General features: G+C 69.0%; 17 protein-coding genes and 1 pseudogene. 4 read left to right on the forward strand and 14 right to left on the reverse strand.

Annotated features, from left to right (window positions below; all coding sequences use genetic code 11):
* Window positions 1-106: 106 nt before the first annotated feature.
* From CcI49_RS37360 to CcI49_RS37405, 10 genes are all read right to left on the reverse strand, one after another.
* Entirely contained in the window at window positions 107-1,054 is a 948-nt protein-coding gene (locus CcI49_RS37360; protein WP_076834358.1) for an SRPBCC family protein, read from the reverse strand.
* Entirely contained in the window at window positions 1,051-1,680 is a 630-nt protein-coding gene (locus tag CcI49_RS37365) for a hypothetical protein (protein WP_076834362.1), read from the reverse strand. The genes CcI49_RS37360 and CcI49_RS37365 overlap by 4 nt, the downstream gene beginning before the upstream one ends.
* The gene (locus CcI49_RS37370) at window positions 1,680-2,624 is read right to left on the reverse strand and encodes a GvpL/GvpF family gas vesicle protein (RefSeq protein WP_083749953.1); all 945 of its coding nucleotides are present in this window, start codon (window positions 2,622-2,624) and stop codon (window positions 1,680-1,682) included. The genes CcI49_RS37365 and CcI49_RS37370 overlap by 1 nt, the downstream gene beginning before the upstream one ends.
* Before the next feature lie 3 nt (window positions 2,625-2,627).
* The gene (locus CcI49_RS37375) at window positions 2,628-3,062 is read right to left on the reverse strand and encodes a gas vesicle structural protein GvpA (RefSeq protein ID WP_054566363.1); all 435 of its coding nucleotides are present in this window, start codon (window positions 3,060-3,062) and stop codon (window positions 2,628-2,630) included.
* The gene (gene gvpK, locus CcI49_RS37380) at window positions 3,059-3,448 is read right to left on the reverse strand and encodes a gas vesicle protein GvpK (RefSeq protein ID WP_076834364.1); all 390 of its coding nucleotides are present in this window, start codon (window positions 3,446-3,448) and stop codon (window positions 3,059-3,061) included. Before gvpK ends, CcI49_RS37375 begins: the two co-directional genes overlap by 4 nt.
* On the reverse strand, window positions 3,445-3,825 hold the full coding sequence (locus CcI49_RS41260) for a gas vesicle protein (protein ID WP_116437607.1): 381 nt from the start codon (window positions 3,823-3,825) through the stop codon (window positions 3,445-3,447). Before CcI49_RS41260 ends, gvpK begins: the two co-directional genes overlap by 4 nt.
* Window positions 3,818-5,218, reverse strand: a complete 1,401-nt coding sequence (locus CcI49_RS37390) for a GvpL/GvpF family gas vesicle protein (RefSeq protein WP_076834366.1) — start codon at window positions 5,216-5,218, stop codon at window positions 3,818-3,820. Before CcI49_RS37390 ends, CcI49_RS41260 begins: the two co-directional genes overlap by 8 nt.
* On the reverse strand, window positions 5,199-5,714 hold the full coding sequence (gene gvpJ, locus CcI49_RS37395) for a gas vesicle protein GvpJ (protein ID WP_054566360.1): 516 nt from the start codon (window positions 5,712-5,714) through the stop codon (window positions 5,199-5,201). The genes CcI49_RS37390 and gvpJ overlap by 20 nt, the downstream gene beginning before the upstream one ends.
* Window positions 5,715-5,817: 103 nt before the next feature.
* Window positions 5,818-6,120 carry a gas vesicle protein GvpO gene (gvpO, locus tag CcI49_RS37400; RefSeq protein ID WP_076834368.1) on the reverse strand — a complete coding sequence of 101 codons (303 nt, stop codon included), beginning with the start codon at window positions 6,118-6,120 and terminating at the stop codon, window positions 5,818-5,820.
* Between the two features lie 196 nt (window positions 6,121-6,316).
* A complete protein-coding gene (locus CcI49_RS37405; RefSeq protein WP_076834370.1) occupies window positions 6,317-7,882 on the reverse strand; it encodes a CYTH and CHAD domain-containing protein in 1,566 nt (521 codons plus the stop codon).
* A gap of 287 nt (window positions 7,883-8,169) precedes the next feature.
* On the opposite strand from CcI49_RS37405, the gene CcI49_RS37410 reads away from it, so the two are divergent.
* The gene (locus tag CcI49_RS37410; RefSeq protein ID WP_054566358.1) at window positions 8,170-8,613 is read left to right on the forward strand and encodes a ChaB family protein; all 444 of its coding nucleotides are present in this window, start codon (window positions 8,170-8,172) and stop codon (window positions 8,611-8,613) included.
* Between the two features lie 82 nt (window positions 8,614-8,695).
* Here CcI49_RS37410 and CcI49_RS37415 read toward each other — a convergent pair whose 3' ends face one another.
* The 3 genes from CcI49_RS37415 to CcI49_RS37430 form a co-directional block, all read right to left on the reverse strand.
* Window positions 8,696-9,196 carry a hemerythrin domain-containing protein gene (locus CcI49_RS37415; RefSeq protein WP_054566357.1) on the reverse strand — a complete coding sequence of 167 codons (501 nt, stop codon included), beginning with the start codon at window positions 9,194-9,196 and terminating at the stop codon, window positions 8,696-8,698.
* 358 nt (window positions 9,197-9,554) lie between these two features.
* The gene (locus tag CcI49_RS43945) at window positions 9,555-9,737 is read right to left on the reverse strand and encodes a hypothetical protein (RefSeq protein ID WP_054566356.1); all 183 of its coding nucleotides are present in this window, start codon (window positions 9,735-9,737) and stop codon (window positions 9,555-9,557) included.
* Between the two features lie 208 nt (window positions 9,738-9,945).
* Window positions 9,946-12,231 carry a SpoIIE family protein phosphatase gene (locus tag CcI49_RS37430; RefSeq protein ID WP_054566355.1) on the reverse strand — a complete coding sequence of 762 codons (2,286 nt, stop codon included), beginning with the start codon at window positions 12,229-12,231 and terminating at the stop codon, window positions 9,946-9,948.
* 188 nt (window positions 12,232-12,419) lie between these two features.
* Between CcI49_RS37430 and CcI49_RS37435 the strand changes: the two genes are divergently transcribed.
* The 3 genes from CcI49_RS37435 to CcI49_RS37445 all read left to right on the forward strand — a co-directional run bounded on the left by CcI49_RS37435 (window position 12,420) and on the right by CcI49_RS37445 (window position 22,495).
* Window positions 12,420-16,424 carry a HAMP domain-containing protein gene (locus CcI49_RS37435; protein WP_063793045.1) on the forward strand — a complete coding sequence of 1,335 codons (4,005 nt, stop codon included), beginning with the start codon at window positions 12,420-12,422 and terminating at the stop codon, window positions 16,422-16,424.
* 363 nt (window positions 16,425-16,787) lie between these two features.
* Window positions 16,788-17,339 carry a hypothetical protein gene (locus CcI49_RS37440; protein ID WP_076834373.1) on the forward strand — a complete coding sequence of 184 codons (552 nt, stop codon included), beginning with the start codon at window positions 16,788-16,790 and terminating at the stop codon, window positions 17,337-17,339.
* A gap of 356 nt (window positions 17,340-17,695) precedes the next feature.
* Window positions 17,696-22,495: a diguanylate cyclase gene (locus tag CcI49_RS37445; protein ID WP_083749954.1), complete on the forward strand. Its 4,800-nt coding sequence runs from the start codon at window positions 17,696-17,698 to the stop codon at window positions 22,493-22,495.
* 216 nt (window positions 22,496-22,711) lie between these two features.
* Here CcI49_RS37445 and CcI49_RS44640 read toward each other — a convergent pair.
* Window positions 22,712-23,026: pseudogene (locus tag CcI49_RS44640) on the reverse strand (xylulose kinase); the annotation flags it as partial.
* Window positions 23,027-23,101 lie beyond the last annotated feature (75 nt).

Consider the following 23,101-nt stretch of genomic DNA (forward strand, 5'->3'; position numbering starts at 1 on the left):
CCCTTATCGGCCGCACCGCACCGGCGCACACCCCGCGCCCTCGCTCCGGGGGCCTGCCCGAGAACCGGGCGGTGACACCCGGCGTGGCATGCCTCTGCCAGACGTGTCAGGCATGGACGGGCTTCTCGGCACCGGCCGGCTTGTCGGTTCCCGAGTTCTGGTCTCTGGATTCCGCGGCCTGCGCAGTTTCGGCGCTCAGTTTCTGCTCGCCGTTCTCGCCGGAGTCGTCCTCGTCCGGGGGGCGCACGACTTCACCGTCACGGATCTCGCCTCGCCAGGAACMGGTGGCCTCGCCGCGGAGCGTGATGAAGCGGCGGAAGTGCTTCAGATCCAGCCGGGCTCGCCGCCCGCCGGCCCGCCACAGGTTTCCGGTCTTCTCCATGAACCCGCTGGGGTGGTACTCCATGGCCAGCAGCACACGGGTCAGGTCGTCGGCGAGCGGGTGGAAGGTGACTGCGCCCTTGACGGAGCCTTTCGCTCCTTCGGAGGTCCAGGCGATCCGGCGGTCCGGGACCTGCTCGGTGACCTTTGCCTGCCAGCTGCGCCGGGACTTGAAAACCTTGACCCGCCAGTTCTGCTCGGTCTCGCTCTTGGTTTCGACCGCCTCGACCCCCTTCATGAACTTGGCGAACTCGGGATACTGGGTCCACTGGTCGAAGGCCACGGATACCGGGACGCCGATGTCCACCGCCTCCTCGATGTTCGTCGCCTTGGGTGGGCCCCCTTTCCCGCCAGCCCGGCCCTTGGCAGCGCCGAGAGCCCCCGTCACCTTGTCCTTGACGTTGGACAGGACCGACCCGGCAGCCGCCCTGAGCGGAGACTGGCCCTCGGCCAGGCGTTTCGCGCCGTCGACGAGCGACGAGGTCTGCCCGTTGGAGTCGCCCAGGTGATTGAGTCTGTCCGTGCTGGACGCGAGGCGTTCGCCGATACTGCCGGCCAGCCGGCTGCCGCCCGCCTTCGCAAGGCCCTGCACCTGGTCGGCGAGCCTTCTGGTGGCCGGATTGCTCAGGAGAGCTCCGGTCAGCCCGTTCGGATGCTCCGTCGGCCGCGTCATCGCGAACCTCCACCGGTCGATGCCTGCGCCATCCGCTCGCGCGGGCCACGGAGGGCATCCCTGCGCCGCCCGCCAGATCTGTCGGGAACGCTACGGTCGGCGGCGTCGTGGCCGTCCACGGCGCTGCGGTCCTGGCCTGCTCCGTTCTGGCCTGTGTCGTGCTGGCCGGTCGTGCTCGTGTCGTCGCCGCGGCCCGGCGAACCGCTGTCACCCGAACCGCTGTCACCGTTGTGGCTGGTGCCAGGCACCACCGAGGTGGCGACATCCTCCACGGCGCCGCGCACTGCCTCGCCCTCGTCGCGGGCGAGCTGCTCCGAGCCGCCCAGTGCGGCTGTCAGCCGCTCGGTTCGCTGCGCCAGCGTGTCGGAAAGCCGGTTGATCTGGGCCTCGTACATCGCGACCGCGGCGCGGCGACCAGCTTCGGTCGCCGGCCCCCTGAGCTGATTGATCAACTGCTCGCCGTCGGTGGAGCGCGCGAGTCGGCCTGCCTGGTCGCGCAGGATGTCCTTCGGGTGGTACTTGCGGCCAGAGAGCCACAAGCCCAGACTGATGGCCGCCTTGGCCTTCTTCGTCCGGCCAAGGACATACCCTCCCATCAGGGCCAAGGCGCATTTGACGTTGCTCATCAGGGCTCCTTTCGCTTCCGGTCGTCGCGCGTGCCGCCGTTGCCCGCGCGCCTGTCGCCCGCAGGGCTGCCGCTCACAGGGCTGGCGCCCGCGCGGATAGCGGCCTCGCTGGTGTTCCGCTGTTCGCCGTCTCCGCCCCAGCCCCATCGGCCCGAACCGCCGAAGGTGTCGCCGGTGGTGTTCGCGGCGGGCTCTGCGGTGAGGACGCGGGCCGGGAAGTCGACGAAGTCGACCGCCGGCAGCGGTCCGACGTAGTCGACCTTCAGGGACGGGCGGGCCGCCCGGACGCGCTCCACGGCCGCGTCGAAGTCGGGCAGCCTGTCAGCGGGTACGAGAAACGCCCAGCTGAGGGCCGGGTCCTCCGGGCCGCCGTGATGCCTGCGCGGCCGGTCCGCGCGTGCCAGCGGGCGCAGGTCGTCAAGGATCTCCTCCGCCTGTGCGGTCCGGCGCGCGACGACGAGGTCCGCGATCCGCTGGCCGAGCTGGATCCGGGCGTCGAGATCATCCGGAGGCGGAGCGTATGCCAGCGGGGTCGCGGCGACCGCTTCCGCGAGTTCGGTCTGCTCTTCCTCTTCTATGTCGAGATACAGCTCGACCAGCCCGTCGATCGCGTCCAGCTGCTCGGGGAGGCTGTCCTGGACGGGTTCGAGGACCTCGGTGCGGACCGCGTCGTCGTCCGGGGCGACCGTTCCCAGTCGCACCGGGAGCACCGGGCCGTCGGCGAGCAGCCGCTGGAGGATCTCCAGGTGCCTGACGGCTTCTTTTTCGCCCAGCTCGCCGACGTCCGTCGTCGGGCTGACGGCCGCGGCGAGCGGCCCCGAGCGCACCAGGCGCAGCGGTGCCGCCGGGTGTCCGATGCCAATCTCCGAGCCGGAGCCAGCGCCCGGCTCCTGGCTTGGGAGAGGGTGGTCTGCCCGGACTATTCCGTAGAGCACGACAGGCATGGCTCAGCCTCCCCGGCCGCCTCGGCGCTCCGCCGGAGCGGATCGCCCGACAGGCAGGCCCCGCGCGTCGTCGGCGGAGTGGGACGGCGAGCCGCGCAGTACCTCGGCGACATCCTCGGCGGTGTCCTTGAGCCCGCCCAGGGCCCCCTTGACCTTGTTGCGGGACGTGCCGTCGGTCACCTCGCGCATGAGCCCCGGCAGCCCCGCCACCTGCTCCTTCGGTTGGATGTCCAGCCGGTTCACGGCTTCGGCGAACCGGAGGTAGGTGTCGACGCTGGCGATCACGATGCGCGCGTCGATCGTGAGGATCTCGATGCCGACCAGCGCGACGCGTACGTAGGCGTCGATGACGATGCCCTTGTCGAGCACCACGTCGAGGACGTCTGCCAAGCCGCTGGGCCTGGGGGCCCGTCCCATGGGATAGCTGGCGACGGTCATGACACAGTCCTCGCCTTCTCCCGGGGACCGGATCCTCGGGGGTTTGCGCTGGGATCGGCCGCGGCCCGCGGGCCGGGCCAGGCGTCGTCCGCGGCGAGCAGTCGGCCGGCTCTCGCGACGGCGGTCTCAGCCTCCTCGGCCGACAGCCCCAGTGACTCGCGTACCTGCACCAGACTGGCGCGGATCTCCAACAGCGCACGGCCGAGATCGTCGATCTGTGTGGCGGTCAGCCCACCGCCCTCCACCCGGCGGATGGCCTGCCGCTCCAGGACCTCCCGGAGCAGCTCGAGGACGACCACGACGAGCTGACCGAGCCCGCGCCCGACGTCCTGTGGGTCCGCGTCGAGTCGCAGGCGCCGGCCGTCACTCTGCCCCCTGGTCGTCATGGCCGGACCTCGCCGGCTCCTTCGAGCGCGGTCTGGACGCCGACCAGGAGCAGGCGGAGATCGACCCGAAGGAGGTCCACCCCGGCTAGTGCGACGACCACGTCGCCGCTGACGACCGCGCCGGTGTCGACAAGCCTGTCCAACAGGTCCGCGAGCGGCTGTGCCGAGGTCCGCGCGGTGCGCCCCGGGCGGCCCGAGGGCGCCGCGGCGGTTCCGGGCGCCGAGCGGCGTGCCGGTCCCAGGGAGCGCTGCGGCAGCCCTTCCAGCCCTGGCACTCCCCTTCCCGGCAGCCGTTCCGTCCGGCCCCGTGGCCGTCGCGGGGTACCGGCGTCACCACCGCGGTACCGCGGTGTCGGGACGAATCGCTGATCAGTCACGCTCCTCACCTGGTTCGTACAGCGCACCGTCATCCGGCCGACCGCCGTGCGGGAGGGCGAACCGGTCGGATCGTCTGACTCCCGCCGCCGCACCGGCAGCCGCCTCCGAGGAGCCCGGCGCGGCTCCCGGCCCGCGACCGGCTCCGGGGCCGGTCGCACCGTTCCCGCCGAGAGTCAGATGGACGAAGGAGTAGGGCGGCCACGGCCCGGTCACCACGGCGGCGTAACCGACCTCCGCCAGCGGCGGGGCCAGCCGCTCGGCCGCGTCGAGGAACTCCTCCTCCTCGTCGCGGTCGACAAGGTACGCGCAGTCGAGGATCCGGTCCGGCCGGCTCGGGCGGCGGGCGACGTCCCGCGCGTGCGCGAGCAGCTCCCGACGCGTCCGGTCCACGAGGCGGGAGATCTCCTCGCGCTGTCGTTCCTCCTCGCGCAGCTCGTCTCGGCGGGCCGTCAGATACGCGGTACCCGCGCCCGGGCTGGTGGTGGTGTCGCTGCCCTCGGTCGATCCCGCACCGGCCGGTTCCGCGGCGTCGACATAGCCGGCCGGGGGCGGCTCGTCCGCGGCGACGCCAGCCGCGTCGGGTGCGGTCGGGTGCTCGGCGTCGATCCGAAAACCCCACTCGCGGGCGCCGCGCAGCGCGTCGAGCGCGCCGGTCAGCTCGGACTCGGGATCGTCGAGAACGCCCACGGCCTCACGTTCGCCGGCGAGGACGGTGCCGAACCGCAGGGGCAGCACCGCGGCACGGTCCTGCAGCTCCCGCAGCACCTGGTCATGGCCGCGTGCCAGGGCGGCGAGACGTCCCGTCTCGGAAAGGTCCTCGTCGATGTCGCGCAGCAGCGCCGGGTCGATGGCCGAGACCACCAGTGAGACCCCGCCCCGCGTGACGGCACGGGCAGCGGTGTCCGCGGCGAGGCCCGGCAGGTCATCGACATCGGTACCGGCAGGGACGATTCCATAGGCGTAGAGCGCCTGATTCCGCTCGCTTTCCACTGGCCGCCCATCGCGACCGCTGGCCCAGGGTTCGTCGCGACCGCCAGGCTGAGGGATGTCCCGGTCACCGGGCTCAGGGCCCTTACGGAAAGCCGGCACCGGGCCATCGTGAGGTGTGGCGGGGCGCTCGGCTGCGACCCGGCGGTCGCCGCGGGACTCCGGCCGGGCCGGGCCGGATACCGATGCGCGGGCTGCCCCGGACGAGGGCAGGCCCGCTGCGGACGAGGGCGCGCCTGCTGCCGTTCGCTCACAGGCGGCTCTGGTGATCTCCTGGGCCAGGAGCTGCGCCAGCCGCGCACGCGCGACCTCGCGGGCCTCGGCCACGGCGTCGGCCAGCACGCCGGGCGCGAGCCGGGCCGCCAGCTCTTCGACAACGCCGAGATCAGCGTCGGCCGCGTCCACGGTCCGACCTCCTTCCGGCATCCTCCTCCCAGAACGGCCGCGACTCGTCCCGGCGGGCCGCCGCCCGGCGCCCGGCGGGCGACCGCATAGAGGACTCGACCGCATCCGGTTCCCGGTAGGGAAGAGCCTGGCCGGACGAGCTCTCCAACAGGGCGAGCCTGGAGCGCAGTTCATCGTTCTCAGCGTGCAGCGCCCGCACCGTCTCCTCGCGCAGTTCCCGTTCCTGCTCCTGTTGCAACGACCGTGCCTCGCTGCTGTAGAAGGGGTCGGTGGTCCACCAGTCCAGGCCCATCTCGCGGGCGGTATCGGCCGATGCGATGAAAAGGCGCAGCTTGAGCGTGAGGAGCTCCACGTCGAGAACACTGATGACCACGTCACCGACGATGACGACTCCCTTGTCGAGCACCCGCTCCAGCACGTCAGCGAGAGAGTCCGAATGCGGCCCGCTCAGCGTTCGCAGCCGCGGGGCGGCGAGGGGAGCACGGTCTATCGCCATGACCCACGATCTTCCGAAAATCGATCTTCCGAAAATCACAGTGCCCCCAGGTCCACGGAGCATGGCCCCCGGCCTGGACCGCATACCGGCGGCTAGTCGGCGGTTAGTCGGTGGCGCCGCGCACGAACCTGCGCAGCCGCTCGTACCCCAGCAGGCAGCCTGTGTCGTCAACATCGAGTCGGTAGGTGGCGATCACGCTGGTAGTCGACGGAATGCGTTCCAGCTCGGTCAGATCGACCAGGAACGACCACCCGGACTCTGTCCTGCGTGCCCCGGTGACCCGCTCGGGAGCCTGGCCCACCAGCGTTCCGAACTCCTCAAGGCAACGACTCGCGACAGTGGCGAGCCCGCTGCCCGCGGCCATCTGGGATGCCCGTCGCCCGTCCGCCGGATCGTCGGCTGGCATGTCTCCTACATCAGGTCTGTCGGCCACTCCCGGGTCCGTGGAGGGCGAGCCGACCCGAAACACTCCTGTGTGCGTCCCCGTGCCCACTCGATGTCGGCGCAAACGTGTGGTTCGCGGCGCGGTGTCCCTGCGACCGCGAGACGGAGGGGGACCTCCTCACGGCACGTACGCCTCCCTCATGGCACGTACAGGGCGCTCAGCGCAACCAGCGGCGGTGGCGCCGGCGAGCGAGTTCGGGCCAGCGCGCGGTGAAGGTGTCCCTGGTCAGGTGGGCCTGTTCCCGTTCGGCGCCGAGAAGGAGGCCGTAGGTGAACGAGGATTCGCCGGCCTGGTTGGCGGCGATCGCGAACTCGCGCAGGACGCCCTGGGCGATCACGCAGTCCTGGTGCTCGCCCAGGCTGTTCTGGATCTTCTTGGCTCGCCGGGCATGCTTCCCGGCGTCCTCCCCGTAGACCGGTGTGGCGGTCTCGGCGGCGTAGCGCAGCTGTTTCGCGGCCTTCCGCGCGGCGTGCAGGGCGGCGTCCTGGCCGGCGCCGGCGGGGGTGTGCAGGGCCCGGTCGACCCGGCGGCGCAGCTTGCGGTCGGCTTTGCGGATCGGTATGCGCAGTGCCGCGCCGGCCGGGCGGTAACCCCGCGCCGAGTACGGTGGCTCCGCGACGAAGGCGATCAGGTCATCGAGAAACGTCAGGTACCGGGCGTCACGCATCCAGGCAAGGGCCTGTTCACGGCCGCGCAGGTGTTGCGAGCGCAGGTGGCCCTGAACCCGGGCGGCGACCGGGCCGAGCAGGTCGCGGTCGTCGAGCGCGTCGATCGCGGCGGTGAACCGCTCGAGCTGGACCTCGCCGTCCCGGGCCGGGTTGAGCAGCAGGTTGAGCTTTCGCAGCCGGTCCTGCAGCGCGCCGGCGGGGATCGGGTCGAACAGCTGCCGGAACGTGCGCAAGGAGCTCCGCAGCCGACGGGCGGCGACTCGCAGGTCGTGTACGGACTCGGGGTCGCCGAGGCGCACGCGGGCGTCGGCGGCCAGCAGGGCCCGGGTGTGGGTCGCCAGGTAGCCGCGGACGATCTCACCCGCGGTCTCCTCAGCCCCGGCGACCCGGCTGGGTGGTTCACGGAGCTCGGGGAGTTCCGTGGGCACCTGCGATCCGAGTGCCCGGACGAGTTTGGATGGCCAGGCGGCTGGCCGTGCCCCGGCACCGCACAGGACCGCGCCGGCCGCCGGCAGGACGCGGGGATCGTCGCCGAGGGCCTCGACCTCGATCTCACGCCAGCAGGACACTGTTGTCGCCGAGCCGAGCGCCTGGGCGTGGACCTCGTCGTCGGCGAGTTCAGCCAGGTCATGTCCGTCGGGGGCGCGCAGCGTCGTCGCGCGACGGACGGTTCGTACCCGCGCGACGGGGGCCAGCGGCCGGCCCCGCGTGGTGGCGGCGACGACGTCGGCGAACTCGCCCGGGACGGTGCCCTCGCGGGACGGATCTCGTTCGATGACGTTCAGGGGGCGGCGGATCTCGTCCCGGGTGGCGCCGGAAAGCGGCAGCTTGAGATGCCATCCCGCGTCACCTCCGCCCTGCCTGCGGCGCAGCGTGATGCGGTGGCGAGCCAGCCGAAGATCGTCGGTGTCGTAGTAGACGGCGTCGAGACGCTTCTCGGTCGGCCCTGCGGCAGAAGCGATCCCCGCCAGGCCCGTCAGCGGTGGAACGACGAACGTCAGGTCGACGTCGAACTTGGCCTCTACCTCCTGACGAGCAGATGTCGGTGTACGCATAACACCCTCCGTATCGGCCGGCCCCGTTCTTTTCGGGCGTACCCGCTCCGATCGCAGTAACCGCCGAGTACCCCCTCCGAAGTACACGGAGCGTGTGCCGGGCCTGGGCACGGGTAAGCGTCCCGTACGTCGTCTACCGGCGGCGCCCAGCGGCCCGCCGGCAAGCTGCTCGATCGGCTCGAGCGAGAGCACCGACGATCGACGGTGCCGGCCGGACGCTACCGTGCCGGCCTGGCTTCAGCTCTCCGCCCGGATCGACGAGTCGGGCGAGAGGAGATCGGTACGCCATGATCAGCAAGAAGCAGCAGGCACAGCGGGCCCGCTCCGAGGTCCCGTCGACAGTGGCCCGTTCGGACGACAAGGCCGTGCGCACCTGGAAGAAGACACACGATTCGGCCGTGGAGACCTACGGGGAAGGAGAGCGGGCGCACCGAGCGGCCTTCGCCTCCCTCAAGCACACCCATGAGAAGACCGGCGACCACTGGCAGCCGAAAGCAGCTCCCGGTCCCTCGGACGAGCAGGCGGCGAAGCCGACCCGGCAGGCGCTCCGCCATCCGTCTCCGACGGCGGAAGGCGTCGACGCCAACGCCTCCGTCGCACACCTGCGCGGCATCGCGAGAGACCTCGGAATACCAGGTCGTTCGACAATGCGGAAGGCGGACCTCATAGCGGCCATCAGGAAGGAGAACCGGCGAGCCACCGCGGCGGCCCGCAACCGCAGCGACTCGTGAACACCCCCACGGCGACTCCCCCCGACCCCACACCCGGTCCGGAGCGGTGACAACACCATCCACAGTGCTGGAACCGGCGTGGCTACTTGATGACGGCGTCAACAGCCTTCTTGAGGGCGCTCGGATGGGCCGGGTTGTGCGGAGCCTTCTCCTTCGCCTCCAGCAGCCGTTCCCCGATCTCGGAAAGCTGCTTGCGGCCGAGTCCATCACGAACCCGGGGAAAAAACTCCCGTTCTTCCTCGTCGATGTGGTGCGTCACACTCTCGATCAGAACCGCCGCCTTGGCGCTGAAACGCTCCGCCTCCGGCGAGAGCGCGGCCAGCTCCACGGCAAGGAGATCGGCGACATGGTGCTCCTCGTACGATTCGAGGATGTCGTCCTCCAGCACCGGCAGCAGCCCACGCACCTCCGGATACATGACCTCGTTCTCGATGTAGGTATGCACCGTGAGTAGTTCGATGAACTTGTCGGCAAGCCTGCCCTTGGCAGCGTAGGCTTTCTCCCCCGCTTCCTGGAAACGCTTGAACGCAGCCTTGATCGCCTTGTGGTCTTCCTTCAGGAGCACGATGGCGTCCGTCGACATTTCATGTCCTCCGAATCTTGACGAGGTGAACTCCACGCAGCCGGGCTCCCGTCCCCGGGGCGGCGCAGAATCCTTTCGTCAGCACCCTCAGGCGGTGCCCGACCGATTCTGGAATCTCCACCGGCAATCAGGGCGACTCGCTCGCGAAGCAGGTTCCTTCTCACATAGGCAGAAATTTCGCCTTTGGGTGGCGGGACCATCGCCAATGACTCGCCAGGCCAGGTCTGCTCCTGTTTCGGGCGCTGCTGCTCGTTACCCAAAGCTGCCACTGCACCTCCAACATCGGGGCCTGCCGGAACCAGATCTGACCGAAGTCTGTTCAGAAGCCGGAGCGGTAAACGTGGCGTGTGCCCGGGCTTCATCCTCCGGGATGAAGACCGTTGCGCCAGGGACAGATCCAGACGTCCCGCCAGGCCGCGGGACCGAAGGTCGTGGTGATGTAGCCGCTCCCCTGCTCGCCGATTCGAGCCTGCACCGCGCCGAACGTGGCCAGGCTCGCGGACCGCAGGCCAAGCAGTCGCTCGGGCGGCAGGCCGGGCACATTGAAACGACAAATGCCGTCACGATCTCAGCGTGCCCGTCCACAGCGAGCCGACACACCGCCCCGTCAACGAGCGTGCCAGCCACCGGGTGGTCGACGCCGGCCGGGGTACCGGTCGTCATGCCGCGCTCGGCTCGCATGCGTAGGACCGGACGCTGCCCTGGAGGAGCGCCGCGCGTGAGACATCACGAGCCACGAGCACAGGTGATCATCGGACGTGGACGGCGATGAGGCAGGTGTCGTCGTCGGTGTCGGACGCAGCGCCTGCCAGGAGATGGTCGGCGTACGCCTCGACGTCGTCTACTGGACGTTCCGCGAGACGGAACAACGCTTCCAGGGATTCGTCCAGCGAGGTCCCCCGTCGTTCGACCAGTCCGTCGGTGAACATCAGGAGGATGTCGTCCCGTTCGAGGACGGTGGTGCGCTCCTCGTACTCGGCGTCGTCGACCACGCCGAGCAGGATGCCTTCGGGGACCGGGAGGTGGCGGGCGCGGCCGTCACGCAGGAGCACCGGCGGGAGGTGCCCGGCCTGGGACCACCGCAGCGTCCGGGTGAGGGGGTCGTAGCGCCCGCAGATCGCGGTCCCGGTGACCTGGTCGGTGAGGTGATGGGTGATCGTGTTGAGCCAGCCGAGGAGCTGAGCCGGCCCTGCTCCGGTGACGGCGAGGCCCCGGAGGCTGTAGCGCAGGTTGACCATGGCGGTGACGGCGTCGATGCCGTGGCCGGCGATGTCGCCGACGACAAGCAGGACGTCGCCGGTGGGCATGGTCACCGCGCTGTACCAGTCACCACCGACGAGATCGTCCTGTTCCGCCGGCCGGTAGCGGACCGCGATGTCCAGCCGCGCTGATCGCGGCAGCGGCGATGAGGTGGCGATGATCGCCTGTTGCAGGCGGAGCGCAAGCCGTTGTCTGTCCTCAGAAAGCCGTTCCGCTTCGGCGAGCCGGTCACGGGTGGCAGCGAGGGCCACGTGGGCGCCGTAGGCGGCGGTGATGTCCTGGTAGGCCCCGCGCACGGCGGTCCGGGTGCCGTCGGGCGCGGTGACCGGTTCGCCGAAGGCACGGATGCTGCGGGCCGAGCCGTCGGAGTGCATCAGGCGGAACGCACTCACCGCCGGTCGTCCCAGCCGGACGAGACTGTCCCGGAACAGGCGCACCCGCTCGGCGTCCTCGGGGTGGGCGTGACCGTCCAGCTCTTCGAGCCGGATCGGGAGCTGTGGCCGAGGGCGGCGGAACACGGCGTGCGCGTTGTCGGTCCACAGCACCTCACCTGTGGCGAGGTCCTGTTCCCAGCCGCCGAGCTGACCCAGCTTCTCCGCGTTCTCCAACAAGGCCCGAAGCTGAGCGCTGTGGTCGGCAGCCCGCCACCCGATCACGATCCCGTCGAACAGTCCGACCGCGCGGACCTCGAGGTCGACCACCTTCACAGCGCCCTCGACGAGCACCTGGACGGGGAACTGACGGGCGTAAAAGGGCTTCTCGACAGCCATGGCCTGACGCAGGTGTTCGAACAGTCCGCCGGGCATCGCGGTAAGCGGGTAGAGGGTGCGGAACCGGCGGTCGAGCAGTTCGGCGCGGCTGCGGCCGGCTGGGTCGACGAAGCCCTCGGTGACGTGGTCGACGTGGAGGTCGACGACGCCTCCAGCCGAGTCCCGGACCGCGCGCGCGAGCATCCCGGATTCGAACAGCCCGTCCAGGAGAGCCGGCAGCCATTGAGCTCGCTGGTCACGCGACGGGTCCCCGTGCAGAAAGAGTGCCTGCACCGCCACCTGAGCAGCCGCGAGCAACTGACGCCGAAGCACGACGTCGAACTCCGCGACGGATTCGGGCCAGCAGACCTCCATCACCCCGACCAGGGTGCCTGTGTCGGTCATGGGGAGCAGCGCCCGTGCTGCCGCTCGGCTCCCGGTCGTGGGGACGGGTTCGCCGGGTGGGACGCCGCGGGGCCACCACTGGGCGGCCGCGTCGTGGAGGACGCGCAGGGGGAGGCTGTCGAACTGCGGCGGCACACGTGACCAGCGGCTGGCGTCGAGTGAGCTGAGACCGGTGTGTCCTACCAGTCCGAGACTGCCGTCGGGCTCCAACGCCCACAGCGCCACCGACTGTGCTCCTGACCCCGCGAGCATCTGGTCGAACACCACGGTGGCGACGTCGTCGCCGGCCGCGGTGTGCGCCTCGACCTGCGCGAGCCGTGCCTCACGCCGCCGGCTGACAGGCAGATCCGAGTGGGCGATATCGTCGAGGGCAGTCTGGTCGACGAGGTCGAGCGCGAGTTCCCACACTGGCACGCCGGTCTGGCCGGCGAGCCGTGCCAGTTGGGCAGCGGCTTCCGCGGGGGAACAGCGCAGGCGTTCAATGAGGACGCCTTTGGCGAGCTCCACCACGGCCTGTGCGGTCCGCTGCTTCCGTTCGAGGTCGAGCTCGGACTGCAGGCGGGCGACCAGCGTGGCCCACGACGGCCAGCGCGGATCGTGGACAGCTTCGCCGCCGTCCACTCGACCTCCAGGATCCGCCTGCCCCCGCCGAGAGGCATGCACGTCCTACACCAAGAGCGAGCTTCTGATCACAGACGGGTGAGCGGCCGCTCACCCGCTCGCGCGTTCGGCTGTGTTTACCCTAGTCCACCGCTCTGAACCTAAAATTGACCGATGCCCGGTTGCATGGGCCGACATCTGGAGCTCGTGTGACTGAGGCTGAGGCGTTTGACCGAGCACTCGACGACGCCGCTCTTCGACGTCTGCTCGCCGGCCTGTCGGCGGTGCGTGGCGGTGACTTCGGCACCAGACTGCCACAGAGCGGCGACGCGCTGCTGGACGAGATYGCCACCGTGTTCAACGGTATGGCGGACCAGCTGGCGCTGGTCACCTCCGAGGTCACCCGGGTCGCCCGGGAGGTCGGTACCGAGGGCAAGCTCGGTGGCCAGGCCGTGGTTCCCGGCGTGTCGGGCACCTGGAAGGACCTCACCGACTCGGTCAACGCGATGGCGGGCAATCTCACCGGCCAGGTCCGCGACATCGCGCAGGTAGCCACGGCGGTGGCCCGCGGTGACCTGACCCAGAAGATCACCGTGCCGGCCCAGGGCGAGATTCTCGAGCTCAAGAGCACGATCAACACGATGGTCGGGCAGCTGTCGTCGTTCGCCGACGAGGTCACCCGGGTAGCACGCGAGGTCGGCACCGAGGGCCGGCTCGGTGGTCAGGCCGACATCAAGGGTGTCGCGGGTACGTGGAAGGGCCTCACCGAGTCGGTGAACGTGATGGCGGCGAACCTGACCGACCAGGTCCGTTCGATCGCGCAGGTGACGACGGCGGTGGCCAAGGGCGACCTGTCGCAGAAGATCAGGGTCGACGCCCGCGGCGAGATCCTGGAACTCAAGGAGACCATCAACACGATGGTCGACCAGCTGTCCGCGTTCGCCGACGAGGTGACCCGGGTAGCACGCGAGGTCGGCACCCAGGGCAACCTCGGCGGCCAGGCCAACGTCCGCGGCGTGTCGGGCACCTGGAAGGACCTGACGGACAACGTCAACGTGATGGCGTCCAACCTGACGGCCCAGGTCCGCTCGATCGCGCAGGTGGCCACGGCGGTCGCCCGCGGTGACCTGTCACAGAAGATCACGGTCGAGGCGAAGGGCGAGGTCGCGGCGCTCGCGCAGACCATCAACACGATGGTTGACCAGTTGTCGTCGTTCGCGGCCGAGGTCACCAGGGTGGCGCGTGAGGTCGGCACCGAGGGGATGCTCGGCGGCCAGGCCGACGTAATGGGCGTGTCGGGCACCTGGAAGGACCTCACCGACAACGTCAACTCGATGGCGAACAACCTGACCAGCCAGGTCCGCAACATCGCCCAGGTGACCACGGCCGTCGCTCAGGGCGACCTGTCGAAGAAGATCGACGTGGACGCCCGGGGCGAGATCCTCGAGCTCAAGACGACGATCAACACCATGGTCGACCAGCTCTCGTCGTTCGCCGCCGAGGTCACCCGGGTCGCCCGGGAGGTCGGCACCGACGGCGCCCTGGGCGGCCAGGCCGAGGTCGAGGGCGTGTCCGGAACATGGAAACGGCTCACCGAGAACGTCAACGAGCTCGCCGGCAACCTGACCCGCCAGGTGCGCGCGATCGCCGAGGTCACCAGCGCGGTGGCCACCGGCGACCTGACCCGATCCATCACGGTCGAGGCGAAGGGTGAGGTCGCCGAGCTCAAGGACAACATCAACGCGATGGTGAAGTCGCTGCGGGAGACCACCCGGGCCAACCAGGAACAGGACTGGCTCAAGACCAACCTGGCCCGGGTCTCCGGCCTGATGCAGGGACACCGCGACCTCGCCACGGTCGCCGAGCTGGTCATGGACGAACTCACGCCGTTGGTCGACGCCCAGCACGGCACGTTCTTCCTCACCGACGTCACCGACGGCGACGCGATGCTGCGGCTCATCGCCAGCTACGGCTACGCCGGGAGCGCGGCCGTGCCGGTGACCTTCAAGGTCGGCGAGTCGCTGGTAGGTCAGGCGGCGAGGACGAAGAAGCAGATCCTGGTCGCCGAGACGCCGGCCGACTACGTCCGGATCTCCTCCAGCCTGGGCCAGGCCAGACCGGTCAACCTGATCGTGTTCCCGATCCTGTTCGAGGACCGGGTGCTCGGCGTCATCGAACTCGCCTCGTTCGCACCGTTCACCGAGGTGCACCGCGACTTTCTGAACCAGCTGATGGAAACCATCGGCGTCATCGTCAACACGATCATCGCCAACTCGCGGACCGACGCGCTGCTCGTCGAGTCGCAGCGACTGGCCGGCGAGTTGCAGGCCCGGTCCAGCGAACTACAGGTCCGGCAGGAGGAGCTGCAGCGGTCCAACGCCGACCTCGAGGAGAAGGCGGCGCTGCTGGAACGTCAGAACCGGGACATCGAGCTCAAGAACATCGAGATCGAGCAGGCCCGGCAGGAGATCGAGGAGCGGGCCCAGCAGCTGGCGCTGGCCTCCAAGTACAAGTCCGAGTTCCTGGCCAACATGTCCCACGAACTGCGGACTCCGCTGAACAGCCTGCTGGTGCTCGCGCGGTTGCTGGCGCAGAACCCGACACGCAACCTGACACCCAAGCAGGTCGAGTTCGCCAACGTCATTCATTCGGCCGGCTCGGACCTGCTGCAGCTCATCAACGACATCCTGGATCTGTCCAAGGTCGAGGCCGGCAAGATGGACGTCCACCGGGAGTGGTCCGACCTCGGCAAGCTGGTCGACGACCTGCAGGCGACGTTCCGACCGCTGACCGCCGAGAAGGGCCTGGACTTCGCCGTCGAGGTCGCGCCGGACGTGCCAACCCGGCTGTTCACCGACGAGCAACGGCTCGAGCAGGTGCTGCGCAACCTCCTCTCGAACGCCGTCAAGTTCACCGAGGACGGCCAGGTGGCGCTACGCATCCACACCCGTCACCCGCTCGAACCTGACGGCGGCGGCACCTCGAAGATCGCGTTCGCCGTCGTCGACACCGGCGTGGGCATCTCCGACGAGAACCTCAAGCGGATCTTCGGCGCTTTCCAGCAGGGCGACGGAACCACCAGCCGCAAGTACGGCGGCACCGGGCTCGGCCTGTCCATCTCCCGTGAGGTCGCGGCGCTGCTCGGCGGCGACATCCGCGTGGAAAGCGAGTTCGGGCGCGGCAGCACCTTCACCCTCTACCTGCCATTGGACGACCTGCCGCTGCCTGGAACTGCATCCGAGCCGGTACCGTCCCTGCCGGCGCGGTCCGGGGCGCTGCAGTACGAGGTCGTCGCCCAGCCTGCTCACCCCGCTCGGATCAGCCAGCCGGCGCTGTCGTCGTCCGGCGAGGCGCCGCCGGACCGTCGCCTGCTGATCCTCGAACCCGAGTCCAACGGACTGCTAGGCCTGATCGCGCAGCGGGCATCGGCGGACCTCGCCGACACCCACGGCCCCATCCAGGTCGCCACGGTCACCACGCCGGACGACGCCATCCGAGTCCTGGAAGCAACGCCGTACCGCTGCGTGGTGCTCGACCTGACGCTGCCTGACGCCTCGGCATTCGCATTCCTGCAGCGAGTTCAGGAGAACGCGGACCTGCGGGACGTCCCCGTCCTCGCCCACCCCACCCAGAAGATGCACGACGCGCACGAGCGGCTGGCGCAGGCTCGGTACCGGACCCTGCGCCTGGAGCTGCTTCCATCGCTGGACGAGGTGCGGGAGCGCATCACTCTTCACCTGTCCGCCGACCGGCCTGATGACCTGCCGCCGCTGCTCGCCAACGACGCGGCGGCCGTCGAGCGCGACGGCGTGACCGAACCGCCCGCCCGCCCCCAGCTGCGCGAGCGGAAGATCCTCGTGGTCGACGACGACGTCCGGAACGTGTTCGCGATCTCGAGCGTGCTCGAGGTTTACGGACTCACCGTGCTGCACGCCTCGAACGGCCGGGAAGGCATCGAGATGTTGCTCGGCAACACCGACGTCGACCTGATCCTGATGGACGTGATGATGCCCGAGATGGATGGCTACGCGACCATGAGCGCCATCCGGGAGATGCCGCGCTTCGCGGATCTGCCGATCATCGCCGTCACCGCGAAAGCGATGCAAAGCGACCGGGAGAAATGTCTCGCCGCGGGTGCGACCGACTTCGTCGCCAAACCGGTGGACACCGAGATGCTGCTGGCTCGGATCGAGCTGCGGATGCCCGGTCGGTAACCGTCGAGACTGGAGCGTCGAAGCACGCCGTTCCTTCGCCATCCCACGAGCCTCTCCTCGAAGGGCATGTTTGTGGACGCTCGACTCCGGGGTATCCGGAGCGATGCGCACGGTGGCGGCCACCCGACGATCGCACATGTCTGGCCGACAACGAATGGGGGTGAGCCCATGTCGACATCCATCACCACTCACCATCCATCCGACTTCCGACCAGCGAGCTGACGCCGACTTCGTCCGATCCGACCGGCCTTGTCGCCAGCGGCCTTCTCGCGGCGATCAGGATCAGCCGGGCGGCCCGGAATCCAATCAGCACGTCCGCACGCCGGACTCCCTGCTCCGGGAAAAAGGAATGGGTGGTGCATCATGAGGAAGGCGCACGGGATTTCTGGTGCGATAGTCCCACTGGTCCTGGGCCTGCTGTTCATGGCGGTTCCGGCACGAGCCGGAGGGCCAACGGTAACTCCGGTCACACCGGCGTCTCCGGCCGCACCCGTCACGCCGGTCACGCCGGTCCTGACGGGCATCAGCGCGGCACAGGCGGCCAGTGCCCGCGCGGACCTCGTCCGGTTCCACTTCCAGCCGGCAGCCCCCTCCGAGGTCACCGCCCGGTACGTGCCGATCTCGGACCTGATACAGGACGGCTCCGGCCTTCCCGTCGCCGTGCGGGGCCGGTCCTTCGTCAAGGTGGTCTTCCATAATGCGGCGGCCCATGACGAGCAGGGCAGGGCTACGGCTCCGCGCAACCTGTTCCCGATCCGCGTGACCACCAATGTTGTCCAGGTGCGGTCGGGTGGCGACTTCGAGGGCGTTGTCACCTACTTCGTCGGCTTGCGCCAGTCCGCGCCCGGACCGCAGGTACAGCCGACGGTGCAGCACACCGGCACGAGCGTGATCGTGGCGATCCCGACCCGATAACCCGGAAGGACGAGGGGCGCAACGGGCAGGCCGCCGCGCGTGGCAGTTGCCCGGACACGAACGGGAGTGTCCGATGAACGTCGGACACTCCCGTTCGGACATCAACGCCCCCTGAAATCCCGCTATTTAATCACCAGGTCGCCGGAACCACCGTAAACATCGTCCAATGAGACAGCAGTGTTGCCGTCGTTCTGACCAGCGGCAGACTGGATAGATGAGCTGAACGTGGGTCGAGACAGAGCGTGAGGTGCGGGGGTGTGGATGGATCGGAGGGGACGGAACCGAGTCGACATCTGCCAACCGCGGTGCGGGTGGACGTGCTGCATGAGACAGAACGGACTCGGGTTACCCGCATTATGTCCGCGACCGGGAGCCTGATCCGGAAGGAACCGCTGGGACCTGGCGCGGAATGGCGGCTACGTCATGAGACCGAGATTCTGAAGCGGTTGTCCGGTGTTGATGGTGTGGCACAGCTGGCGGATGGCAGTCCGTCCTGCCCGGGATCGATCCTGCTGGCCGATGTCGGAGGTATCGCTCTGTGCGAGCTCGCCACGCCGTTGGCTCCGGTGGCACTGGTCGAGCTGGCTGAATCGCTTTCGCGGGCGGTAGCGGGGATGCACCGCCGGGGCGTGGCGCACCAGAACATCAATCCCGCGAACATCGTGGTGGGCGGGAACCGAAACATCCCGTATCTGGTCGATTTCGCGCTGGCCACCAGCATCGCCGATCTACGGCCGGGATTCCCCCATCACAGGGAGATCGTGGGAACGGTGCCGTATCTGGCACCGGAGCAGACTGGCCGGACCGCGCGCCTGGTCGACCAGCGGGCCGACCTGTACGCGCTCGGGGCCACCTTGTACGAGCTGGCAACCGGCGCACCGCCGTTCGGTTCGAGCGACCCGGCACGGATCATCCAGGACCACCTGATGAGGATTCCGGTGCCACCCGCCGCGGTGAACCCGCTACTGCCGGCAGAGCTCTCGTCGATCATCATGCATTTGTTGAAGAAGGAGCCGGACGATCGCTACCAGACCGCTGATGGACTGGTGCGTGATCTCGTCCTGCTCCGCCGCGGCGCGCGGGTGAGTGATCCCGGCGCACACGACTCGCCGCTGCGACCCCTTGCACCGTCCCGGCTGGCCGGGCGGGACGAGGAGATCCGGGACCTGGGCGCGGCGTTCGCGGAGGCGATGGCGGGCCGCTGCCGCGGCCTCCTCGTCAGCGGCGCGGCGGGAGTGGGCAAGACATCCCTGGTCAACGAGCTCCGGCCGATGGTGGCCGGTCGCAACGGCTGGTTCGTCGCCGGCAAGTTCGACCAGTTTCGCCGAGACGAGGAGTATGACGGGGTCCGGCAGGCGTTCCGTGCGCTGGGTCGGTTGTTGCTGGCCGAGCCAGAAGGCCGGCTGGCCAAGGTCAGGGACCAGCTTCTGGATGCGTTGGGGCCCAACGCCGAACTCGTCGCCGCCGCCCTTCCGGAGCTCGCCGCGCTGTTGAAGGTCGCTCCCGAGCCGGGCGACCCGATGACGGCCCGGGTACGACTACAGCACGCTTCAGTCGCACTACTTCGCACCATTACGTCCTGGCGAAGGCCGCTGGTATTCGTCGTCGACGACCTGCAGTGGGCTGGACGGACACCGCTGGGTTTCATCGATCTGATCCTCGGCAGTGAGGAGCAGACCGAGGGATTGCTCCTGGTCGGCGCCTACCGGGACAGCGATGTGGATATCGCTCACCCACTGACGCCGATGCTCGACCGCTGGAGTCGCCAGCCGACCGGACCTCACCACCAGCGGTTGGGTAACCTCGTGCCCGCGGGGCAGACCAGCCTGGTCGCTGACATCCTGCACATCGCCCCTCAGTCGGCCGGCGAGTTGGCACGGATGATCGAGTCCATCACCGAGGGCAGTCCGTACGACACCGTGGAACTGTTCAACGCGCTACGTCACGAGGGTCTGATCGCTCCCGGTGAGAGCCGTTGGCACGTGGATCGGGCCGCACTGCGTTGCCGGCTGGCCGGCCTGGACATCAAGAAGCTGCTGGCCGCGCGGGTGGCATCGTTGCCTTCGGACACGCGAGAAGTGCTGATGGCGATGGCCTGCCTGGCGGGGCGAGCGGAGCTGGATCTCCTGGCCACGGCGACCGGGCTCGCGGCACCGGAGGTCGAGCGACGGCTGGCGCCCGCCTACGCGGCCGCCTTGCTTGTGCGGGAGCACGACGACCGGTCGACGATCCGATTCCACCACGACCGGACGCAGAAGTCTCTCCTGGACAAAATCACAGCGACCGAACGGCGCGCTGTTCGGCTGCGCCTGGCCCGGTGTCTGTCCGAACGGGACGAGTACTTCGCTGTCGCCGCGGAGCAGTATCTACTGGTTGCCGACGCGGTTCACGCCACGCAGGAACGGCAGCTCATGGCGGCGCTCTTCCGGCGGGCCGCCGGCCAGGCCCGGATACTCAGCAACTACCCGCTGGAAGAGCGGTTCCTGACCGCGGCGATGCCGCTCATCGATCCGGCTGACACCGACCAGCTGATCGCGGTCGGCACCGAGCGGCACGCCGCCCTTCACCGGCTTGGCCTGCTGGAAGAGGCCGATGAGGCCTACGAAAGCGTCTGTCGGCTTTGTACGCACCCGACTCAACGGACCGCGGCTGTCGAGGCGCAGGTTGTCAGCCTGACCAACCGGGGCCTGGCTCGGGAGGCGATGCGGCTTGGCCTCGACCAGCTGAGGCACCTGGGTTTCGCCTTCCCGGACCGGGATCATCTGGACTCGGACATCGACCGTGGGCTGAAGGAGGTCCGCCAGTGGATCGATCGGACCGACGAGTCGGATGATCTTCGGTTGGCGGGCGGCATCGACCAATCCCGACTCGACGCCTGCAGGATCATCGACCGGCTCCTGCCCGCGGCCTACTTCTGCGATCAGCCGATGCTGGGCTGGCTGACCGTGAAGGTACTGGAGATGTGGGTGCAGAACGGCCCGCATGCCACCTTTCTCGGCCCGGCCGCCGGCGCCTCGTGGACTATCGGCAGCCGCGGCGACTATCGCACCGGGTACCGTGTGGTGCAGCGGCTCCTCTCGGTGAGCAGGTCACTCGGTTATGATCTTGAGATCGGTCGTGCTCAATACCTTTACGCGGCTGGTGTCGGGCACTGGTTCGATTCCCTCGAGGAGAATATTTCGGGGGCCCGTCGGGCGCTGGAGGTGCTTGTCCGCAGTGGTGACCTGCAGAATGCGTCGTATACACGCTACATGTTGGTGCACAATCTGCTGGACTGTGCACCAACTCTTGACGCCCTTGCCCCCGAGGTCGACGCAGCGCTCGCGGCCGGGGCAGGCACCGGTAATGCGCATCTTGTGGAGAACGTCCAGCCGTGCCGCCAGCTGATCAGGATTCTGCGTGGCGAGACCGTCGAATCGGAAGCCGACGAGGTGTCCGCCCTGAGCAGACTCGCGGCCAATCCGATCGCCCGCGCCCATCTGCACATCGCCTTGGCCCTCGCCGCGGCGATCTTCGATCATCCGGCCAGGCTGGCCCGGCACACCGCGGCGTCGATGCGGCTACTGCCGGTGATCGAGCCGATGTATGTGACGACGACGGCACGACTGCTGCGGGCCATGTCGCTCGCGGCGCAGGCACGAGCCACCGAAACGAGTCAGCGTGAAGCCTCACTGGCTGAGCTGGACGAGTTGGTCGCATGGTTGTCCGCGCGTGCGGCCGACGCGCCGGTCAACTTCCTCCATCTGCTGCGTCTGGTGGAGGCGGAACAGGCCTGGGCTGTCGGTGATTTCCACAAGGCGGCGTACATGTTCGACGTCGCGCAGCGCGAGGCGTCCACGCGGGATCGTCCATGGCACCGAGCGCTGATCCTCGAACGCACCGCCCGGTTCTACCTCTCCCACGGCATGCTGGAGGCTGGAAACGCTCCGCTCGCGGCTGCCCGCCGTCAGTATCTGGCCTGGGGCGCGACGGCGAAGGTCAGCCAGCTCGACTGGGTTCACCCGGTGCAGGGCATCGAGTTCACGGCCATGGAGCCAGATGCGCGCCGACTGGCGGAGCCCGCCGGGTGCAAGCCCGCCGCCACGACCCGGACCATTGACCTGTTCGGTATCGCGGCCGCGTCCCAGGCGCTCGGCTCCGAGACCACCATCGACGGTCTACGAGCAAGGGTCGCGGGAATCCTGTCGGAAATGACCGGCGCCACCAGCGTACACCTGTTGCTACATGAGCAAAATGAAGCTGGCTGGTCCGTGCCGGTAGGCGACGGCGACACCATCTCTCTCGACGAAGCCGGTCGGCGGCGCATGCTGCCGGCTTCGGTCATCTGGTATGTCGATCGCACCCACCAACCCCTTGCTATCGACGACGCGACCCACGACGAGCGGTTTCGCCGCGATCTGTACTTCGCCGACCTCGACCGTTGCTCCCTGCTTGCCCTGCCCATCACAATACGCGGCACGCAGGGCGCGATGCTTCTCCTCGAGAACCGAATGATCCGTAGCGCGTTTACTATTGAACGCCTGGAAGGAATCATGCTGGTCGCCGGACAGCTGGCTGTCTCACTCGACAACGCCCAGGTCTATGCGTCGCTGGAACGCAAGGTCGCCGAACGAACCCAGCAGCTCTCCGTCGTGAACCGCCGGCTGCTACAGCTGTCGACGACTGATCCGCTGACCGGGCTGGCCAACCGCCGGCGTCTCAGCGAGGTCCTCGATGTGGAATGGAACCGCGCGGGACGCCATTCTACGCCTATCGCGCTCACGATAGTCGACATCGACTATTTCAAGCTTTACAACGACCATTTTGGCCACAGCGCGGGCGACCAGTGTCTCAAAAAGGTCGCCGCATGCCTCGCCAAGAACATCCGTGACACTCATCTGGTCGCTCGCTACGGCGGCGAGGAGTTCGCCATAGTCATGCCAAGGACAGGCCTGGGAGCGGCCGCCCGGCTCGCTCATCGGAGCCGTTCGGCGGTCGAGGAGCTGGCCGAACCGCACCCGCTGGTCGACAGGGGAATCGTCACCGTGAGCATCGGCGTCGCGGCGGCCGTTCCCCCCGTGGACGGCGATCTCAATGCGTTCTTCGAGGTCGCCGACGCCGCGCTCTACAAGGCCAAGCACCGCGGCCGCAACCGGGTGGCGGTGGCACGTCGATAAGCACGCGGGATTCGACGATGGCGGGCCGGTCGTGGATCGAGCGAAGGTTGGTCAGCTGCCTGAGGGCTCCGCCGCGGGTCCGGCCGCGGCCTCGACGGTGACGATAGGCGCGGCGGGTGCGCAGGTTGTCCGGGTCGAGTGGGACGACCAGGCCGCGGTGGATGGCCTCGTAGACGTCGGGATTCGCGACGACCGTTGGAAACCTGGCCGGCCACCGTCCCGGGTACCGACCCGCGACACCGCCGCGACCACACCTGAGGTGCCGAGCGAGAGCAGGCATTCACCGAGCCGCAGGCCCAGGCCCAGGGCGGCGCCCGCATTGTCGCCGCAGCCGGGGCCCAGCAGCAGCTGCCCGAGCCCGGCGCCGGGGTCGCCGCGGCCCACCGCCTCGCCGGGCGCCGCGACCTCGGGAAGGCGAATCCGTGCGGTCTCGCCGGGGGTGCGCCGCAGCGCGAGCGCCAGCAGATCGCGACGGCAGCCGCCCGTGGCAGCGCCGGAGGCGTCGTAGTAGCCGGTGCCGACACGCTCAGCCTCGACAGAACGACATAATCCTTGTCTCGACCATCTACGCACAGATAATCTGTGCGTAGTCAATCGACGAGGGGA

This window comes from Frankia sp. CcI49 (genome assembly GCF_001983215.1).
In the GTDB taxonomy this organism is placed as follows: Bacteria; Actinomycetota; Actinomycetes; order Frankiales; family Frankiaceae; genus Parafrankia; species Parafrankia irregularis.